At 66.4% G+C, this 14,604-nt stretch carries 12 protein-coding genes; 9 read left to right on the top strand and 3 right to left on the bottom strand.

The features are described 5' to 3' along the window. Positions 1 to 23: 23 nt before the first annotated feature. The 5 genes from aroC (at position 24) to BMW49_RS01445 (ending at position 3,908) form a co-directional block, all read left to right on the top strand. Positions 24 to 1,115: a chorismate synthase gene (gene aroC / locus BMW49_RS01425; protein ID WP_069516880.1), complete on the top strand. Its 1,092-nt coding sequence runs from the start codon at positions 24 to 26 to the stop codon at positions 1,113 to 1,115. Between the two features lie 106 nt (positions 1,116 to 1,221). Next, the gene (locus tag BMW49_RS01430; RefSeq protein ID WP_069516879.1) at positions 1,222 to 2,373 is read left to right on the top strand and encodes an MFS transporter; all 1,152 of its coding nucleotides are present in this window, start codon (positions 1,222 to 1,224) and stop codon (positions 2,371 to 2,373) included. Between the two features lie 73 nt (positions 2,374 to 2,446). Further along, positions 2,447 to 2,956: a cupin domain-containing protein gene (locus BMW49_RS01435; RefSeq protein WP_069516878.1), complete on the top strand. Its 510-nt coding sequence runs from the start codon at positions 2,447 to 2,449 to the stop codon at positions 2,954 to 2,956. Between the two features lie 62 nt (positions 2,957 to 3,018). Further along, the gene (locus BMW49_RS01440) at positions 3,019 to 3,213 is read left to right on the top strand and encodes a PLDc N-terminal domain-containing protein (protein WP_069516877.1); all 195 of its coding nucleotides are present in this window, start codon (positions 3,019 to 3,021) and stop codon (positions 3,211 to 3,213) included. 119 nt (positions 3,214 to 3,332) lie between these two features. Further along, complete coding sequence (locus tag BMW49_RS01445; RefSeq protein ID WP_069516876.1) at positions 3,333 to 3,908, top strand: histidine phosphatase family protein; 576 nt, start codon at positions 3,333 to 3,335, stop codon at positions 3,906 to 3,908. A 9-nt stretch (positions 3,909 to 3,917) separates the two neighbouring features. On the opposite strand, the gene BMW49_RS01450 is transcribed toward BMW49_RS01445, so the two are convergent. Both BMW49_RS01450 and BMW49_RS01455 read right to left on the bottom strand, forming a co-directional pair. Beyond that, positions 3,918 to 6,374, bottom strand: coding sequence for a glycogen/starch/alpha-glucan phosphorylase (locus tag BMW49_RS01450; protein ID WP_069516875.1), 2,457 nt, complete (start codon positions 6,372 to 6,374; stop codon positions 3,918 to 3,920). Between the two features lie 105 nt (positions 6,375 to 6,479). Then, positions 6,480 to 7,349 (bottom strand): DNA-3-methyladenine glycosylase family protein, encoded by an 870-nt coding sequence (locus BMW49_RS01455; protein WP_069516874.1) that lies wholly within the window; start codon positions 7,347 to 7,349, stop codon positions 6,480 to 6,482. A gap of 227 nt (positions 7,350 to 7,576) precedes the next feature. On the opposite strand from BMW49_RS01455, the gene BMW49_RS01460 reads away from it, so the two are divergent. The 4 genes from BMW49_RS01460 to pdeM are packed head-to-tail and all read left to right on the top strand — an operon-like array spanning position 7,577 to position 13,574. Beyond that, complete coding sequence (locus BMW49_RS01460; protein ID WP_069516873.1) at positions 7,577 to 8,608, top strand: ligase-associated DNA damage response exonuclease; 1,032 nt, start codon at positions 7,577 to 7,579, stop codon at positions 8,606 to 8,608. Beyond that, positions 8,605 to 10,314 carry an ATP-dependent DNA ligase gene (locus tag BMW49_RS01465; protein WP_069516872.1) on the top strand — a complete coding sequence of 570 codons (1,710 nt, stop codon included), beginning with the start codon at positions 8,605 to 8,607 and terminating at the stop codon, positions 10,312 to 10,314. Before BMW49_RS01460 ends, BMW49_RS01465 begins: the two co-directional genes overlap by 4 nt. Continuing rightward, a complete protein-coding gene (locus tag BMW49_RS01470) occupies positions 10,311 to 12,899 on the top strand; it encodes a ligase-associated DNA damage response DEXH box helicase (protein WP_069516871.1) in 2,589 nt (862 codons plus the stop codon). Before BMW49_RS01465 ends, BMW49_RS01470 begins: the two co-directional genes overlap by 4 nt. Further along, positions 12,900 to 13,574 carry a ligase-associated DNA damage response endonuclease PdeM gene (gene pdeM / locus BMW49_RS01475; RefSeq protein WP_069516870.1) on the top strand — a complete coding sequence of 225 codons (675 nt, stop codon included), beginning with the start codon at positions 12,900 to 12,902 and terminating at the stop codon, positions 13,572 to 13,574. It abuts the gene before it with no gap. On the opposite strand, the gene BMW49_RS01480 is transcribed toward pdeM, so the two are convergent. Next, a complete protein-coding gene (locus BMW49_RS01480) occupies positions 13,537 to 14,583 on the bottom strand; it encodes an AraC family transcriptional regulator (protein WP_083251669.1) in 1,047 nt (348 codons plus the stop codon). The two genes, pdeM and BMW49_RS01480, sit on opposite strands and share 38 nt — an antisense overlap. Positions 14,584 to 14,604: the final 21 nt, after the last annotated feature.

Below are 14,604 nucleotides of genomic sequence, written 5' to 3' on the forward strand. Positions count from 1 at the left end.
GAATTTCGCGGAGCGTTGTGCCCATGTCCGGCAATACCTACGGCAAGTTGTTTACCGTCACCACCGCTGGCGAGAGCCACGGCCCGGCGCTGGTCGCCATCGTAGACGGCTGCCCGCCGGGCGTCGAACTCTCGCTGGCGGACATGCAGCGCGACCTGGACCGGCGCAAGCCTGGCACCAGCCGCCACACCACCCAGCGCCAGGAAGACGACGAGGTGGAAATCCTCGCCGGGGTGTTCGAGGGCAAGACCACCGGCTGTGCGATTGGCCTGCTGATCCGCAACACCGACCAGAAATCCAAGGACTACTCGGCGATCAAGGACCTGTTCCGCCCGGCCCACGCCGACTACAGCTACCACCACAAATACGGCATCCGCGATTACCGTGGCGGTGGCCGCAGCTCGGCGCGCGAAACCGCCATGCGTGTGGCGGCGGGCGCCATCGCCAAGAAGTACCTGGCCACCCAGGGCATCGTGGTGCGTGGCTATATGAGCCAGCTTGGGCCTATCGAGATTCCGTTCAAGACCTGGGATTCGGTGGAAGACAATGCCTTCTTCAGCCCCGACCCGGACAAGGTGCCGGAGCTGGAGGCCTATATGGACCAGCTGCGTCGCGATCAGGACTCGGTCGGTGCGAAGATCACCGTGGTCGCCGAAGGCGTGATGCCGGGCCTCGGCGAGCCGATCTTCGACCGCCTGGACGCCGAGCTGGCCCATGCGCTGATGAGCATCAACGCGGTCAAGGGCGTGGAGATCGGCGCCGGTTTTGCCAGTGTCGCCCAGCGCGGCACCGAGCACCGTGACGAGCTGACTCCCGAGGGTTTCCTGTCGAACAATGCCGGCGGCATTCTTGGCGGTATTTCCAGCGGCCAGCCAATCGTCGCCCACCTGGCGCTCAAGCCAACGTCCAGCATCACCACGCCGGGGCGTTCCATCGATGTCGACGGCAACCCGGTGGACATCATCACCAAGGGCCGCCACGACCCTTGTGTGGGCATCCGCGCTACGCCGATTGCCGAGGCGATGATGGCCATCGTGCTGATGGACCACCTGCTGCGCCACCGTGCGCAGAATGCCGATGTGCGGGTGACCACGCCGGTATTGCCGCAGCTGTGATGGCGCCTGTGGCTGGGGTTGAGCCGCGCAATAGTCGGGTAAAAGGTTCCCGGGTATCGCTGCGCTCAACCCAGGCTACCGGTGTTGCGCAGGCTGCAGGTTCGCTATGAGCGCGGTGCTGCCTTATTGGCGCCTGTCCGGGTTTTACTTCTTCTATTTCTCCCTGCTCGGCGCCACGGCGCCGTTTCTGGCGTTGTATTTCGACCACCTGGGGTTTTCACCGGCGCGCATTGGCGAACTGGTGGCCATTCCCATGCTGATGCGCTGCGTGGCGCCCAACCTGTGGGGTTGGCTGGGCGATTACAGCGGGCAGCGCCTGCTGATCGTGCGCCTTGGCGCGCTCTGCACCCTGGCCTGTTTTGCCGGCATCTTCATCAGCCACAGCTATGCCTGGCTGGCGCTGATCATGGCGGCCCACGCGTTCTTCTGGCATGCGGTGCTGCCGCAGTTCGAGGTCATCACCCTGGCGCATTTGCGCGAGCAGGCGGCGCGTTACAGCCAGATCCGCCTATGGGGTTCGATTGGTTTTATCGTTGCCGTGGTCGGGTTGGGTGAATTGTTCGACCGCCTCAGCCTGGATGCCTACCCCTGGGCACTGGTATTGATCATGGCCGGTATCGTCATTGCCAGCGCCTGGGTGCCCAACGCACAGCCGCAGTTTCGCCCGAGCAGCGCGGGCGAGGGCGGCTTTCTGCGTCAGCTTGGTCGGCCGGGCATTCTGGCGTTCTATGCCAGTGTCGGCCTGATGCAATTGAGCAATGGCCCGTACTACACCTTCCTCAGCCTGCACCTGGAATCGCTGGGTTACTCGCGCGGGTTGATCGGCCAGCTCTGGGCCCTGGGCGTGCTCGCCGAGATTGTGCTGTTTATGCTGATGGCGCGGATACTGTCGCGCTACTCGCTGCGTAGGGTGTTGCTGGCCAGCTTCCTGATTACCGCGTTGCGCTGGCTATTGTTGGGCAACCTGGCCGACCATCTGCCGGTGCTGTTGCTCGCCCAGGTGATGCATGCGGCGACCTTTGGCGCCTTCCACGCGGCGGCCATTCATTTCGTCCAGCGCAGTTTTGGCGACCGCCAGCAAGGCCAGGGCCAGGCGCTGTACGCGGCCCTGGCCGGCGTCGGTGGCGCCCTGGGGGCGCTCTATTCGGGCTACAGTTGGAGCAGTCTGGGGCCGGCCTGGACCTTTGCGATTGCCAGCCTGGTGGCCCTGGCCGCTGCGGCGATCACCTTTAGCCGAGTGCCGGAGGAGCGACCGTGAGCGGTCTGCACCACACTATCTTCTTATCGAAACGGAGTGCCTGGGCGCTCCGATCAACCAGCGAGTCCTGACCATGAGCAGTTTGAGCGTCTATCACCTGAGCACGGCCGACCTGCCGAACAAGCTCCTCACCCATACCGAGGACATCACTCGGACCCTGGCCGAGCAGGGCGTGACCTTTGCCAGCGATGCCCCGCGCATTGACCTGCGCCCCGGTGCGACAGAGGCAGAGGTACGGGCGTTGCCGGACAGCCCGCTGCAGGCGAGCGACCTGCTGCTCAGCGTCGCCGAAACCAGCCCCGAGCGCGACGAATGGCGCGCGCACTGGCGCCAGGTGCGGGTGAGCGGCGCCGCCGAGCAGTTCGTCCTGCTGGGTGGGCGTGCCTTGGTCTACCTGCAAGTCGGTGAGTATGTGCATGGGCTGCTGTGCGAGAAGGGCGATCACCTCCATGTGCCTGCCGGTACGCCTTACTGGCTGGATATCGGCGAGCACCCGCGCTGCCTGCTGCTGCACCGTGCGTCGCAGCCGGCCGTGCCGGGCGATAACGCCTTGGTGGCGCGCTTTCCCGAGCTGGACGACTGAGATAGCGGGAACCCTGTAGCTCGCACAGGTTCTCCTAAAGACACTGTCTTTAGGAAACTGCCATGGACCCGCTCTACCTGCTGCTCGGCGCATTGCTCCTGCTGGTCCACCTGTGGGCCGCCGCGCAGGTGCTGCGCAGTGGCGTCAGCCGCGGCATGAAGCTGTTGTGGCTGAGCTTGTTATTGCTGTTCCCCCTGCTGGGTGCGTTCAACTGGTGGATCATGGGGCCGCGGGCGGTCGGCGTGCCGCCGCGTTGATAGCAGCGGCGTTAACCATGGCTGCGGCGGTGCGCACGGCGCACCCTACGGTTAGGTAGTGGGATATCGCATGAATAATGGCTATGGTGATGGCTCTTTGACTGGGTTCAGGAGTCGTCATGGCGTCGTTCGTTGCTTCAGTATCGGCTCTCTGCCTGATGGTTGGCCTGCTATCGAGCGGGCTGGCCCAGGCGGATGAACAACAGGCCTGGGCAGCGCTGCGCGAGGGCCGCGCGCTGCTGCTGTTGCGTCATGCCACTGCACCGGGTGTCGGCGACCCCGCCGGTTTCACCCTAGGCGATTGCAGCACCCAGCGTAACCTCAACGAACAGGGCCGCGCTGAAGGCCGGCGCTGGGGCGAGCGCTTGCGCGGCCTGGGCATCGAACGCCCGCAGTTGCTCAGCAGCCGCTGGTGCCGCGCCCGCGACACGGCCCAGGCCATGGACCTTGGCCCGGTCGAGCCACTGCCGCCGCTGGATTCGTTTTTTGAAAACCGCACCACGGCCAACCAGCAGATCGAAGCGCTGCTGGCGCAGATCAACGCCCTGCCGGCCGGGGTTGCGCGGGTGCTGGTCTCCCATCAGGTCAATATCACCGCCCTGACCGGCATTTATCCGGCCTCCGGCGAGGGCCTGATTCTCGCCTTACCGCTGACTCGGCCGGCTAAGGTGTTGGCGCGCATTGATCCGCCTTGAGCCTTGCTGTCAGTCCATCACCTGCCAGATCTCGCGGGCGTATTCGCTGATGGTGCGGTCCGAGGAGAACCAGCCGGCGCGCGCGGTGTTGAGCACCGCCGAGCGCCACCACTGGTCCGGCGTTTGCCAGTAGTCGCTAACCCGCTGCTGGGCCGCCCAGTAGGCCTCGAAATCGGCGCAGACAAAGAAGTTGTCATAAGCGATCAGGTTGTCCACCAGGGCGGTGTAGCGGCTCGGCTCGTCGGGTGAGAACACGCCATTGCGGATCGCCTGCAGCACTTCGTGCAGACGCGCTGAGTCGGCCACGCTCTGCTGCGCGCTGAAGGCATCGGCACGTTTGCGCGCCTGCACCTGGGCGGCGGTCATACCGAAGATAAACATGTGCTCCTGGCCGATACGTTCGGCCATCTCCACGTTGGCGCCATCCAGGGTGCCGATGGTCAGCGCGCCATTGAGGGCGAACTTCATATTGCTGGTGCCCGAGGCTTCCAACCCGGCAGTGGAAATCTGCTCGGAGAGGTCCGCCGCCGGGATGATCGCCTCGGCCAGGCTGACGTTGTAGTTGGGCAAAAACACCAGCTTGAGCTGGCCGCGCAGGGTCGGGTCGGCGTTGATGGTGCGGGCGATGTCGTTGGCCAGCTTGATGATCAGCTTGGCCTGGTGGTAGCTGGCGGCGGCCTTGCCGGCGAAGATCTTCACCCGTGGCACCCAGGTGGTCGCCGGCTCGGCGCGCATGGCCTGGTACAGCGCCACGGTGTGCAGCAGGTTGAGCAACTGGCGTTTGTACTCGTGGATACGTTTGATGTGCACGTCGAACAGCGCATCTGGATTGATGCTGATGGCCAGGCGTTCTTCGACTAGCTGTGCCAGTTCGAGCTTCTTCTGCCGGCGCTGGGCGGCAAAACGCTTGCGAAAGCTGGCCTTGTTGGCAAAGGCTTCTATTGCCGACAGGTACTGCTGCGGGTCGTCGAGCAGTTGCGGGCCGGCCGCCTCGACCAGCAGCGCGGTGAGCGCCGGGTTGGTCTGATACAGCCAGCGGCGGAAGGTGATGCCGTTGGTCTTGTTGTTGATGCGTTCCGGGTAGAGCGCATGCAACTGGCTGAACACGGTGCTGCGCATCAGCTCGGTGTGCAGCCCGGACACGCCATTGACGCTGTGCGAACCGAGGAAGGCCAGGTTGCCCATGCGTACGCGGCGGCCGTTGTCTTCCTCGATCAGCGAGACCGCGCGCAGCAGGTCGAAGTCATGCAGGTCGCGGGCGCGCAGGGCGTCGATATGGTAGGCGTTGATCAGGTAAATGATCTGCATGTGCCGCGGCAGCAGCCGCTCCATCAGGCCCACCGGCCAGGTTTCCAGGGCCTCGGGCAGCAGCGTGTGATTGGTGTAGGCGAGGGTCGCCACGGTGGTGGTCCAGGCGCGCTCCCAGGGCAGATCGTGAACGTCCACCAGCAGGCGCATCAGCTCGGCCACGGCAATCGCCGGGTGGGTGTCGTTGAGCTGGATGGCAGCGTACTGGGGCAGCGACTCCACTTCGCCATGCTGCTTGAGGTGGCGGCGCAGCAGGTCCTGTAGCGAGGCGCTGACGAAGAAATATTCCTGACGCAGGCGCAGTTCCTGGCCCGCTTCGGTGCTGTCGGCCGGGTAAAGCACCCGGGAGATGCTCTCGGCGCGTGCCTCTTCGGCCACTGCGCCAATATGGTCGCCAGCGTTGAAGCGCTCCAGATGAAAGTCGCTTTCCGCCCGCGCGCGCCACAGGCGCAGGGTGTTCACCGCTTTGCCACGCCAGCCGGCGATGGGCGTGTCATAGGCGTTGGCGCGGATGCCTTCGGCCCAGTGCCAGAATTGGCGTACTTCGCCATCGCTGTTAGTGGCGCTCGACACACTGCCGCCAAAGCCGATCAGGTAGCTGGTTTCCGGGCGCTCGAACTCCCAGGGGTTGCCGAAGTCCAGCCAGGTTTCGGTCTGCTCCATTTGCCGCCCATCGACGATGGTCTGGCGAAACAAACCGTGTTCATAGCGGATGCCGTAGCCGTGGGCCGCGAGGCCGAGGGTGGCCATGCTCTCCATAAAGCATGCCGCCAAGCGACCCAGGCCACCATTGCCCAGGGCCGCGTCGGCTTCCAGGGTGCGGATGCGTTCCAGGTCGACATCCAGGTCGTGCAGGGCGCTGCGGGCGATGTCCAGCAGGCCCAGGTTGCTCAGGCTGTCGAGCAGCAGGCGGCCGATAAGAAACTCCAGGGACAGGTAGTACACGCGTTTGCGCTGCTGGGCGTAGGTCGCCCGGGTGTGGGCCATCCAGCGGTCCACCAGGTGGTCGCGGGTAGCCAGGGCGATGGCCTCGAACCAGTCGTGGTCGACCGCATGTTCCGGGTCTTTACCCACCGAGTAGGTCAGTTTGGCCAGGACCTTGTCGCGAAAGGCGGCGACCTCGGCGGCGTCTGGTGGCGTGGCAGGCGCATCGCTCATGGTGGGCTCCTCGAAGTGGGCAAACAGTCAGGTGGCCGCGGACGACCTCAAGGCCTATGACCGTGGCGGAGCGGCGCGGGTTCGACCTTTCGCCCAGGCTATCTATTAGGCGCCGTACCACAGCTGTACCGCCGCATAACCGCGCCAGGGCCGCCAGGCTTCGGCGCGCCGGGCCAACTCCCGTGGGGTCAGGCTGGCGCCATTCCACAGCGGGGCCTTGAGCAGGCCGAGGTCGGCCGCAGGGAAGGCATCGGCCTCGCCAAAAGCACGCAGGGCGATGTAGTCGGCGGTCCAGGGGCCGATGCCGGGCAGGCTGCGTAAGCGCTCGGCCAGCGCCTGGCTACCGGCGTCCAGGGTCAACTGCAGGCGGCCTGCAGCCACCTCGGCGGCGAAGTGCTGCAGCGTCTGCACTCGCCGGCCGGGCATGCCGATGCCACTCAGGTCGGCGCTGGCCAGGCTGGGTGCATCGGGGAACAGCCATTGCGGACTGCCGGGTGTGGCCTCCGGCAGGCGTCGGCCAAGGCGCTGGACCAGACGCGTGGCCAAGGTCACCGCGGCTTTGACCGAAACCTGCTGGCCGACGATGGCGCGGATCGCCTGCTCGAACGGGTCGAATGCACTGGGCAAACGCAGGCCGGGGCGGCGAGCGAAGGCATCAGCCAGGTACGGATCGTCACGAAAGTGGGCGGCGATACGCAACGGCTCGGCGTCCAGGTCGAACATGCGCCGCACACGCAGTGCCAGTTGTGGCAGGCAGGGCGCCAGGGAGGGGCTGACCTCAAGGCGCAGCGCTGCGACATCCTCCAATGGTGTGATCCGCCACCAGCCGCAGCGCCCGTCCAGTTCGGCGCTGCGTGTGTAGCCGTGGGCATCCAGCTGTTCAACGCCGGGCAGCGCGCGTAGGGCGTAATGGGCGTGAAACTGCGACCAGGACCAAGGCGCTTGGTAGGTCAGCAGGCATTCAGTGGCATGCATTGTCATAGGTGCACGATAGCGCGCTCAGTGGGCGCTGTCTGCGCGAATGGATTTTCTGTTTCGCCATGCTGCGCAGGCTTGAATTGCATGGGTTGCTGACATTTGATAGAGCGGTTGCCTCAACTTTTTCTCCAGGCCGGCCGTCCAACCTGTCACTGCGCGGGCGCTGCGGCCGCGTTGGTTCATTCCTTATCACCCCTTAACGCGTGTGCACAGGACGTCTCTGCATGGATCTGGTTATTGCCCGCCCCGAAGGCCTGTATTGCCCGCCTGGCGACTTCTATATCGACCCCTGGCGCCCGGTGGAGCGCGCGGTCATCACCCATGGTCATGGCGACCACGCGCGGTGGGGCAGCCAGCATTACCTGGCGGCTGCACCGGGTGAGGGCATCCTGCGCTCGCGCCTGGGCGCCGAGATCAATTTGCAGACGTTGGCCTACGGCGAGCGCATCAATCACCACGACGTCACCCTGAGCCTGCACCCGGCCGGTCACGTGTTGGGGTCGGCCCAGGTACGCCTGGAATACCGTGGCGAGGTCTGGGTCGCCTCGGGGGATTACAAGGTCGAGCCGGATGCCACCTGCGCGCCCTTCGAGTCGGTGCGCTGCCACACCTTTATCACCGAATCGACCTTTGGCCTGCCGATCTACCGCTGGCAGCCCCAGGCGCAGATTTTTGCCGGGGTCGATGACTGGTGGCGGCAGAACCAGGCCGCCGGTCGCGCCAGCGTGCTGTTCTGTTATGCCTTCGGCAAGGCGCAGCGGCTGCTGCAGGGCATAGACGCGAGCATCGGACCGATTCTCGTCCACGGCGCCATGGAGCCGCTCAACCAGGTCTACCGCGACGCCGGGGTTGCCCTGCCCGACACGTTGCGCGTCAGCGAGGTGCCCAAGGGTGATCCGCGCCTGCGCCAGGGCCTGATCATGGCGCCACCCTCGGCCGGCGGCAGCACCTGGATGCGCCGCTTTGGCGACTACAGCGACGCCTTCGCCAGCGGCTGGATGCTGCTGCGTGGCGCGCGTCGGCGGCGCGGCGTGGACCGTGGCTTCGTATTGTCTGACCACGCCGATTGGCCGGGGCTGAACTGGGCGATTGCCGAGTGCGGCGCGGAGCGGGTGTTCGTCACCCACGGTTCAGTCAATATTCTGGTGCGTCACCTGCGTGAGCAGGGCCTGGATGCCCAGGCCTTCGACACCGAATACGGCGATGAGGACGACAGTGCCGAGGCGCCGACTGACGCTACCCAGGAGCCGGCATGAGGGCCTTTGCCGCGCTCTACGCGCGCCTGGATGCGACCACTTCAAGCAATGCCAAGCTGGCGGCGTTGCAGGACTATTTTGCCGAGGCCGCACCTGAGGACGCCGCCTGGGCGGTGTTCTTCCTGGCCGGCGGGCGGCCCCGTCAACTGGTGCCCTCGCGCACCCTGCGTGAACTGGCGATGCAGGCGGCGCAGTTACCGGCGTGGCTGTTCGAGGAAAGTTATTCGGCGGTGGGCGACCTGGCCGAAACCATCGCGTTGTTGTTGCCGGCCGCCGAGCAATCGTCGGAGCTTGGCCTGGCCCAATGGCTCGAAGAGCGCCTGCTGCCGCTGCGCGGCTTGCCGCCGGAGGAGCTGGCCGAGCGTTTGCCGAGCTTCTGGCGAGAGCTGGATTCGCTGGCGCTGATGGTCTGCATCAAGCTGATCACCGGGGCCTTTCGCGTCGGCGTGTCGCGCCTGTTGGTGACTCGCGCCCTGGCCAATCTGGCCGAGCTGGACCCCAAGCGCGTGGCGCAGCGGCTGGTTGGCTACACCGAGCTGTCGCACCGGCCGAGCGCCGAACGCTACCTGCAACTGATCGCCCCGGAATCGGCGGGTGAGCATGCGCAACGTGGTGGCCAGCCGTACCCGTTCTTCCTCGCCCATGCCCTGCAACTGCCGCCCGAGCAGTTCGACAGCGCCCTGGGGCCAGTCCAGGACTGGCAAGCGGAGTGGAAGTGGGACGGCATACGCGTGCAACTGGTCAAGCGCGACGGGCAGTTGTGGATCTGGTCGCGCGGCGAAGAGCTGATCACCGAGCGCTTCCCCGACCTGCATGGCCTGGTCGACACCCTGGCCGACGGCACGGTGATCGACGGCGAGCTGGTGGTCTGGCGCCATGGGCCGGCGGACGAGGACGTGCAGGGCGCCTTGCTCAATGCACCGCCAGTGGCCGAGGCCTCCGCCGTACAGGGCATTCAGCCGTTTGCCCTGTTGCAGCAGCGCATCGGCCGCAAGACCCTGAGCCGCAAGCTGCTCGATGAGGTGCCGGTGGCGGTGATGGCCTACGACCTGTTGGAATGGCAGGGCGAGGATTACCGCAGCCAACCCCAGCACCATCGGCGTACAGGTCTGCAGGCGCTGGTCGCGGCCTGTGCCAGCCCGCGTCTGCTGCTCTCGCCACTGCTGATAGCTGATAGCTGGGCGGCATTGGCGGCGCAGCGCGAAGCCTCCCGCGCCCTGGGCGTGGAGGGCATGATGCTCAAGGCGCGCGAGGCCCAGTACGGCGTGGGCCGGACCAAGGATGTTGGCGTGTGGTGGAAGTGGAAGGTCGAGCCGTTCAGCGTCGACGCCGTGCTGCTCTATGCCCAGCGCGGCCACGGTCGTCGCGCCAGCCTCTATACCGATTTCACCTTTGCCGTGTGGGACGCCCCGCCCGGTACGCCAGGGCGTAGCCTGGTGCCGTTCGCCAAGGCTTATTCCGGGCTGACCGATGCCGAGATGCGCCAGGTCGATGCCATCGTGCGCAAAACCACGTTGGAGAAATTCGGCCCGGTGCGCAGCCTCACACCGAGCCTGGTGTTCGAGTTGGGCTTCGAGGGCATTGCCCTGTCCAAGCGGCACAAGAGCGGCATCGCCGTACGCTTCCCGCGCATGCTGCGCTGGCGTCAGGACAAGACCGTGGAGGAGGCCGACACCCTGGCCATGCTCCAGGCGATGCTGCCATGAGTGATGTGGGCGAGCGCTGGTTCGCCAGCCAGGGCTGGCAATCCTTTGCCTTTCAGCGCGAGGTCTGGGCGGCGGTGGCCCAAGGCCAATCCGGTCTGCTGCATGCCACCACCGGCTCCGGTAAAACCTATGCGGTGTGGCTGGCGGCCATGGCGCGCCTAGCCAAGGAGCAGGCCAGCAGCACCAAAGCAGGCCGCCGGGTCGCGCCGCCCCTGGGCGTGCTGTGGATCACCCCGATGCGCGCCCTGGCGGCCGACACCCAGCGCGCGTTGCAGGCGCCCCTGGATGGCTTGGGGCTGGACTGGACCCTGGGCTTGCGTACCGGTGATACCGCCAGCAGTGAGCGCGCGCGCCAGACCCGGCGCCTGCCCACCGGGCTGATCACCACGCCGGAAAGCCTGACCCTGCTGCTGACCCAGGCCAACGCCGCCGCCCAGTTCGCCGGGCTGCGCATGGTGGTGGTCGATGAGTGGCACGAGTTGCTCGGCAACAAGCGCGGTGTGCAATTGCAGTTGGCCCTGGCGCGCTTACGCCAGTGGCACCCACAGCTGATTGTCTGGGGGCTGTCGGCGACCCTGGGCAACCAGGCCCATGCGCTGGAGGTGCTGGTGCCCCAGGGCGGCGGGCGCCTGGTGCAGGGCTTGCAGCCCAAGGAACTGCAGATCGACACCCTGTTGCCGCCGAGCCTGGAGCGTTTTCCTTGGGCCGGGCACCTGGGCTTGCGCCTGCGTGATCAGGTGGTGGCCGCGCTCGACGCCAGTGCCTCCAGCCTGGTCTTTACCAACACCCGTGCCCAGGCGGAAATCTGGTACCAGGCGCTGCTCGAAGCCCGCCCTGACTGGGCCGGACTTATCGCCCTGCACCACGGCTCGCTGGCTCGGGAGGTGCGTGACTGGGTCGAGCTGGGCCTCAAGGACGGCCGCTTGAAAGCGGTGGTCTGTACCTCCAGCCTGGACCTGGGCGTGGATTTTCTGCCGGTCGAGCGGGTGCTGCAGATCGGCTCGGCCAAGGGCATCGCCCGCCTGCTGCAGCGCGCCGGGCGTTCCGGGCATGCGCCGGGGCGCACCTCGCGCATCACCCTGGTGCCGACCCATGCCCTGGAGTTGATCGAGGCCGCTGCCGTGCAGGACGCCGTGCGCGCCGGTCAGGTAGAAGGGCGGCAGTCTCCAGAAAACCCGCTGGATGTGCTGGTGCAGCACCTGGTCAGCATGGCCTTGGGCGGCGGTTTTCGTGCCCAGGAGCTGCTGGCCGAGGTGCGCAGCGCCTGGGCCTACCGCACCCTTGGCGATGACGCCTGGGCCTGGGCGCTGGCCTTCGTGCGCCATGGCGGCCATTCGTTGACCGCCTACCCCGATTACCGCCGCGCCGAACCGGACGAGGAGGGCATCTGGCGAGTACCCAGCGCGGCCCTGGCGCGGCGCCATCGCATGGGCGTAGGCACCATCGTCAGCGATGCCAGCATCAGCGTGAAGTTCTGGAGCAAGGGCGGTGGTGGACGTGCCCTGGGCAGTGTCGAAGAGGCTTTTATTGCCCGTCTGCGCCCCGGCGACTGCTTTATGTTCGCGGGCGGCCTGCTGGAGCTGGTGCGGGTGGAGAACATGACCGCCTACGTGCGTCGCGGCAAGGGCCGCAAGGCGGCCGTGCCGCGCTGGAGCGGCGGGCGCATGCCGTTGTCCAGCGAGTTGGCCGACGCCGTGGTGGCGCGTTTTGCCGCGGCCGCAGCCGGGCAGCTTATTGGGCCGGAGATGCAACGCCTGCAACCGCTGCTGGCGGTGCAGCGGGCCTGGTCAGCGTTGCCCACGCCCGAGCGTCTGCTGGTCGAGACCCTGCGCTCGCGCGAGGGCTGGCACCTGTTCGTTTATCCCTTTGCCGGGCGCAATGTGCACCTGGGTCTGGCCAGTCTGTTGGCCTGGCGCCTGAGTCGGCGTCAGCCAGTGACGTTTTCCATCGCGGTGAATGACTACGGCTTCGAGCTGCTTTCGGCCACCGAGGTCGACTGGTCGCGTGACCTGGCTCGCGAGCTGCTGCGCGAGGATGACCTGCTCGCCGACGTGCTTGGCAGCCTGAACGCCGGGGAGCTGGCACGCCGACGCTTTCGCGAAATCGCCCGGATCGCCGGGCTGGTGTTTGCCGGCTACCCGGGCGCAGCCAAAAGTGCGCGTCAGGTGCAGGCGTCCAGCGGGTTGTTCTACGAGGTGTTTCGCCAGTACGACCCCGCGAACCTGCTGCTCAGCCAGGCCGAACAGGAGGTGTTGAGCCAGGAGCTGGACGTCGAGCAGCTGCGTCAGACCCTGCAGCAGCTGTGCCAGCGGCCGATTCAGCTGCAGGCCCTGGAGCGGGCAACGCCGCTGGCGTTCCCGCTGCTGGTCGAGCGCCTGCGCGAAAGCCTGAGTTCGGAGAAGCTGGCCGATCGCATCGCGCGCATGGTCGCCGACCTGGAGCGTGCCGCCGGCCCTGGTGCCGATACGCCACCCGTTGCGCAGCAGATCGACGTCGAGCGTGAGCTGCCAAGAGCGCGGCGCGTGCGCGAGGGCAAGACAGGTAAACCGCGTAAATCCGCCGCCGCCAAAGCCTTAGAGTCCTAGATGAACGCCCAACTACCTATTGAATGCCCGGTCACTGTCGCCGATACGCCGCTGTTATTGCTGGCCGACAAGGCCCTCTACTGGCCCGACGCCCAGGCTCTGCTGATCGCCGACCTGCACCTGGGCAAGGCGGCGGCTTACCGTGCCCTTGGCCAGCCGGTACCGAGCGGCACCACGGCGCATAATCTGGCTCGCCTGGATGCCTTGCTGGCGCGCTATGCCTGTCGCTGGCTGATCGTGCTCGGTGACTTTCTGCATGCCCGCCAGTCCCGCGCGCCCGCCACTATGGCCGCGCTCGCCGCCTGGCGCGCGTCGCACCCCGAGCTGCGGATTAGCCTGATACGCGGCAACCATGACCTGAGCGCTGGCGACCCACCGGCCGAGCTGGGCATCGAGGTGGTCGCCGAGCCTTACCTGGTCGGCCCCTTCGCCCTGCAGCACAGCCCCGAGCCGCACCCCAGCCATCACGTACTGGCTGGCCACGTGCACCCGGTGTTTCACCTGCGCGGGCGTGGCCGCGAGCGTGTGCGCCTGGCTTGTTTCTGTCTGGATGAACGGCTGTGCCTGTTGCCCGCATTCGGCAGCTTCACCGGCGGCATGGCGATTGACGCGTTGCCTGGGCGGCAGTTGTATGGCGTTACCGGTGAGGGTATCTGGCGTCTGACGCCGGCTTAGTGCCGTACTGACCCGGCGTGCTGCCGGTCCAGCGGCGAAAGGCATGGATAAAGTTCGAGGCCTCGCCATAGCCCAGGCGTTCGGCGATTTCCTCCAGGCTCAGGCCGCCGGCGCTGAGCAGGTCTTCGGCCAGGGCCTGGCGCACATCGTCCTGCAGCGCGCGAAAGCTGCTGTGCTGCTCTGTCAGTTTGCGCCGCAGGGTGCGGGTGCTCATGTGCAGTTGCTCGGCTACTTGTTCCATGTCGGGCAAGCGCCCGGGGCGCGCGAGGAGCAAGCGTCGAACCTGCCCGGCCAGCCCGGCGTATTCCTGGCGGCGGGCGAGCAGGGCCTGGCACTGGGCTTCACAGAGTTGCACGCTGTGCGGGTTGGCGCGCGGCAAGGGATGCTCAAGCAGGGCACGGTCGAAACTCATCCGGTTACAGGGGCTGTCGAAGGCCGGCAGCACGCCGAGGCGCTCGATAAAGGGCGTGGTGTCTGCAGGCGCCGACTGGCGAAGCTGGATGCCGCGCAGGGGCAGGGCGCTACCAATCAGCTCGCGCTGGATCACCAGCACCGCCATCAGGTCACGTTGCACCAGAAAACCACGCAGGGCCGGCGGCACGTCGCGATCCTCCAGGTACAGGTGCGCCTGGTCGCCTTCTTCCAGCAGATGAATGTGGTTGAGGGCGAACGTCAGGTCGAGGTAACGCAGCCCCAACTCTGCCGCCTGGCGAAAGTTCTGACTGCCGAGCATGGCATAGCCCCAGATGCCATAAGTTGTGAGTTGATAGCGCAGGCCGGCGCGTAGCCCGAGGTCGCTAATAGCGGGCAACGCGGTGATCAGGTTGCTGACCACCTGCAGCTCCTGGCGGGTGTCGATTTCGCCCTGCAGGTCGGCCAGTTGCAGGGGTGTCAGGCCAGTGTCCGCCAGGCAGCTGTCGACACTCAGACCATGGTCCAGGCCGAGCTGGGTCAGCAGTTGCACGCTGGTTATGCTGCGGCGTGGCGGTCTGGGAATAACCTGAGTCATGCGCTGTCCGAAAATCACAAT

It is taken from the genome of Pseudomonas cuatrocienegasensis (assembly GCF_900110925.1).
Classification (GTDB): domain Bacteria; phylum Pseudomonadota; class Gammaproteobacteria; order Pseudomonadales; family Pseudomonadaceae; genus Aquipseudomonas; species Aquipseudomonas cuatrocienegasensis.

Bases quoted from the DNA above. Each gene is read 5' to 3' on its own strand.
- aroC (WP_069516880.1), top strand. From the start codon at position 24: ATGTCCGGCAATACCTACGGCAAGTTGTTTACCGTCACCACCGCTGGC.
- BMW49_RS01430 (WP_069516879.1), top strand. From the start codon at position 1,222: ATGAGCGCGGTGCTGCCTTATTGGCGCCTGTCCGGGTTTTACTTCTTC.
- BMW49_RS01435 (WP_069516878.1), top strand. From the start codon at position 2,447: ATGAGCAGTTTGAGCGTCTATCACCTGAGCACGGCCGACCTGCCGAAC.
- BMW49_RS01440 (WP_069516877.1), top strand. From the start codon at position 3,019: ATGGACCCGCTCTACCTGCTGCTCGGCGCATTGCTCCTGCTGGTCCAC.
- BMW49_RS01445 (WP_069516876.1), top strand. From the start codon at position 3,333: ATGGCGTCGTTCGTTGCTTCAGTATCGGCTCTCTGCCTGATGGTTGGC.
- BMW49_RS01450 (WP_069516875.1), bottom strand. From the start codon at position 6,374: ATGAGCGATGCGCCTGCCACGCCACCAGACGCCGCCGAGGTCGCCGCC.
- BMW49_RS01455 (WP_069516874.1), bottom strand. From the start codon at position 7,349: ATGCATGCCACTGAATGCCTGCTGACCTACCAAGCGCCTTGGTCCTGG.
- BMW49_RS01460 (WP_069516873.1), top strand. From the start codon at position 7,577: ATGGATCTGGTTATTGCCCGCCCCGAAGGCCTGTATTGCCCGCCTGGC.
- BMW49_RS01465 (WP_069516872.1), top strand. From the start codon at position 8,605: ATGAGGGCCTTTGCCGCGCTCTACGCGCGCCTGGATGCGACCACTTCA.
- BMW49_RS01470 (WP_069516871.1), top strand. From the start codon at position 10,311: ATGAGTGATGTGGGCGAGCGCTGGTTCGCCAGCCAGGGCTGGCAATCC.
- pdeM (WP_069516870.1), top strand. From the start codon at position 12,900: ATGAACGCCCAACTACCTATTGAATGCCCGGTCACTGTCGCCGATACG.
- BMW49_RS01480 (WP_083251669.1), bottom strand. From the start codon at position 14,583: ATGACTCAGGTTATTCCCAGACCGCCACGCCGCAGCATAACCAGCGTG.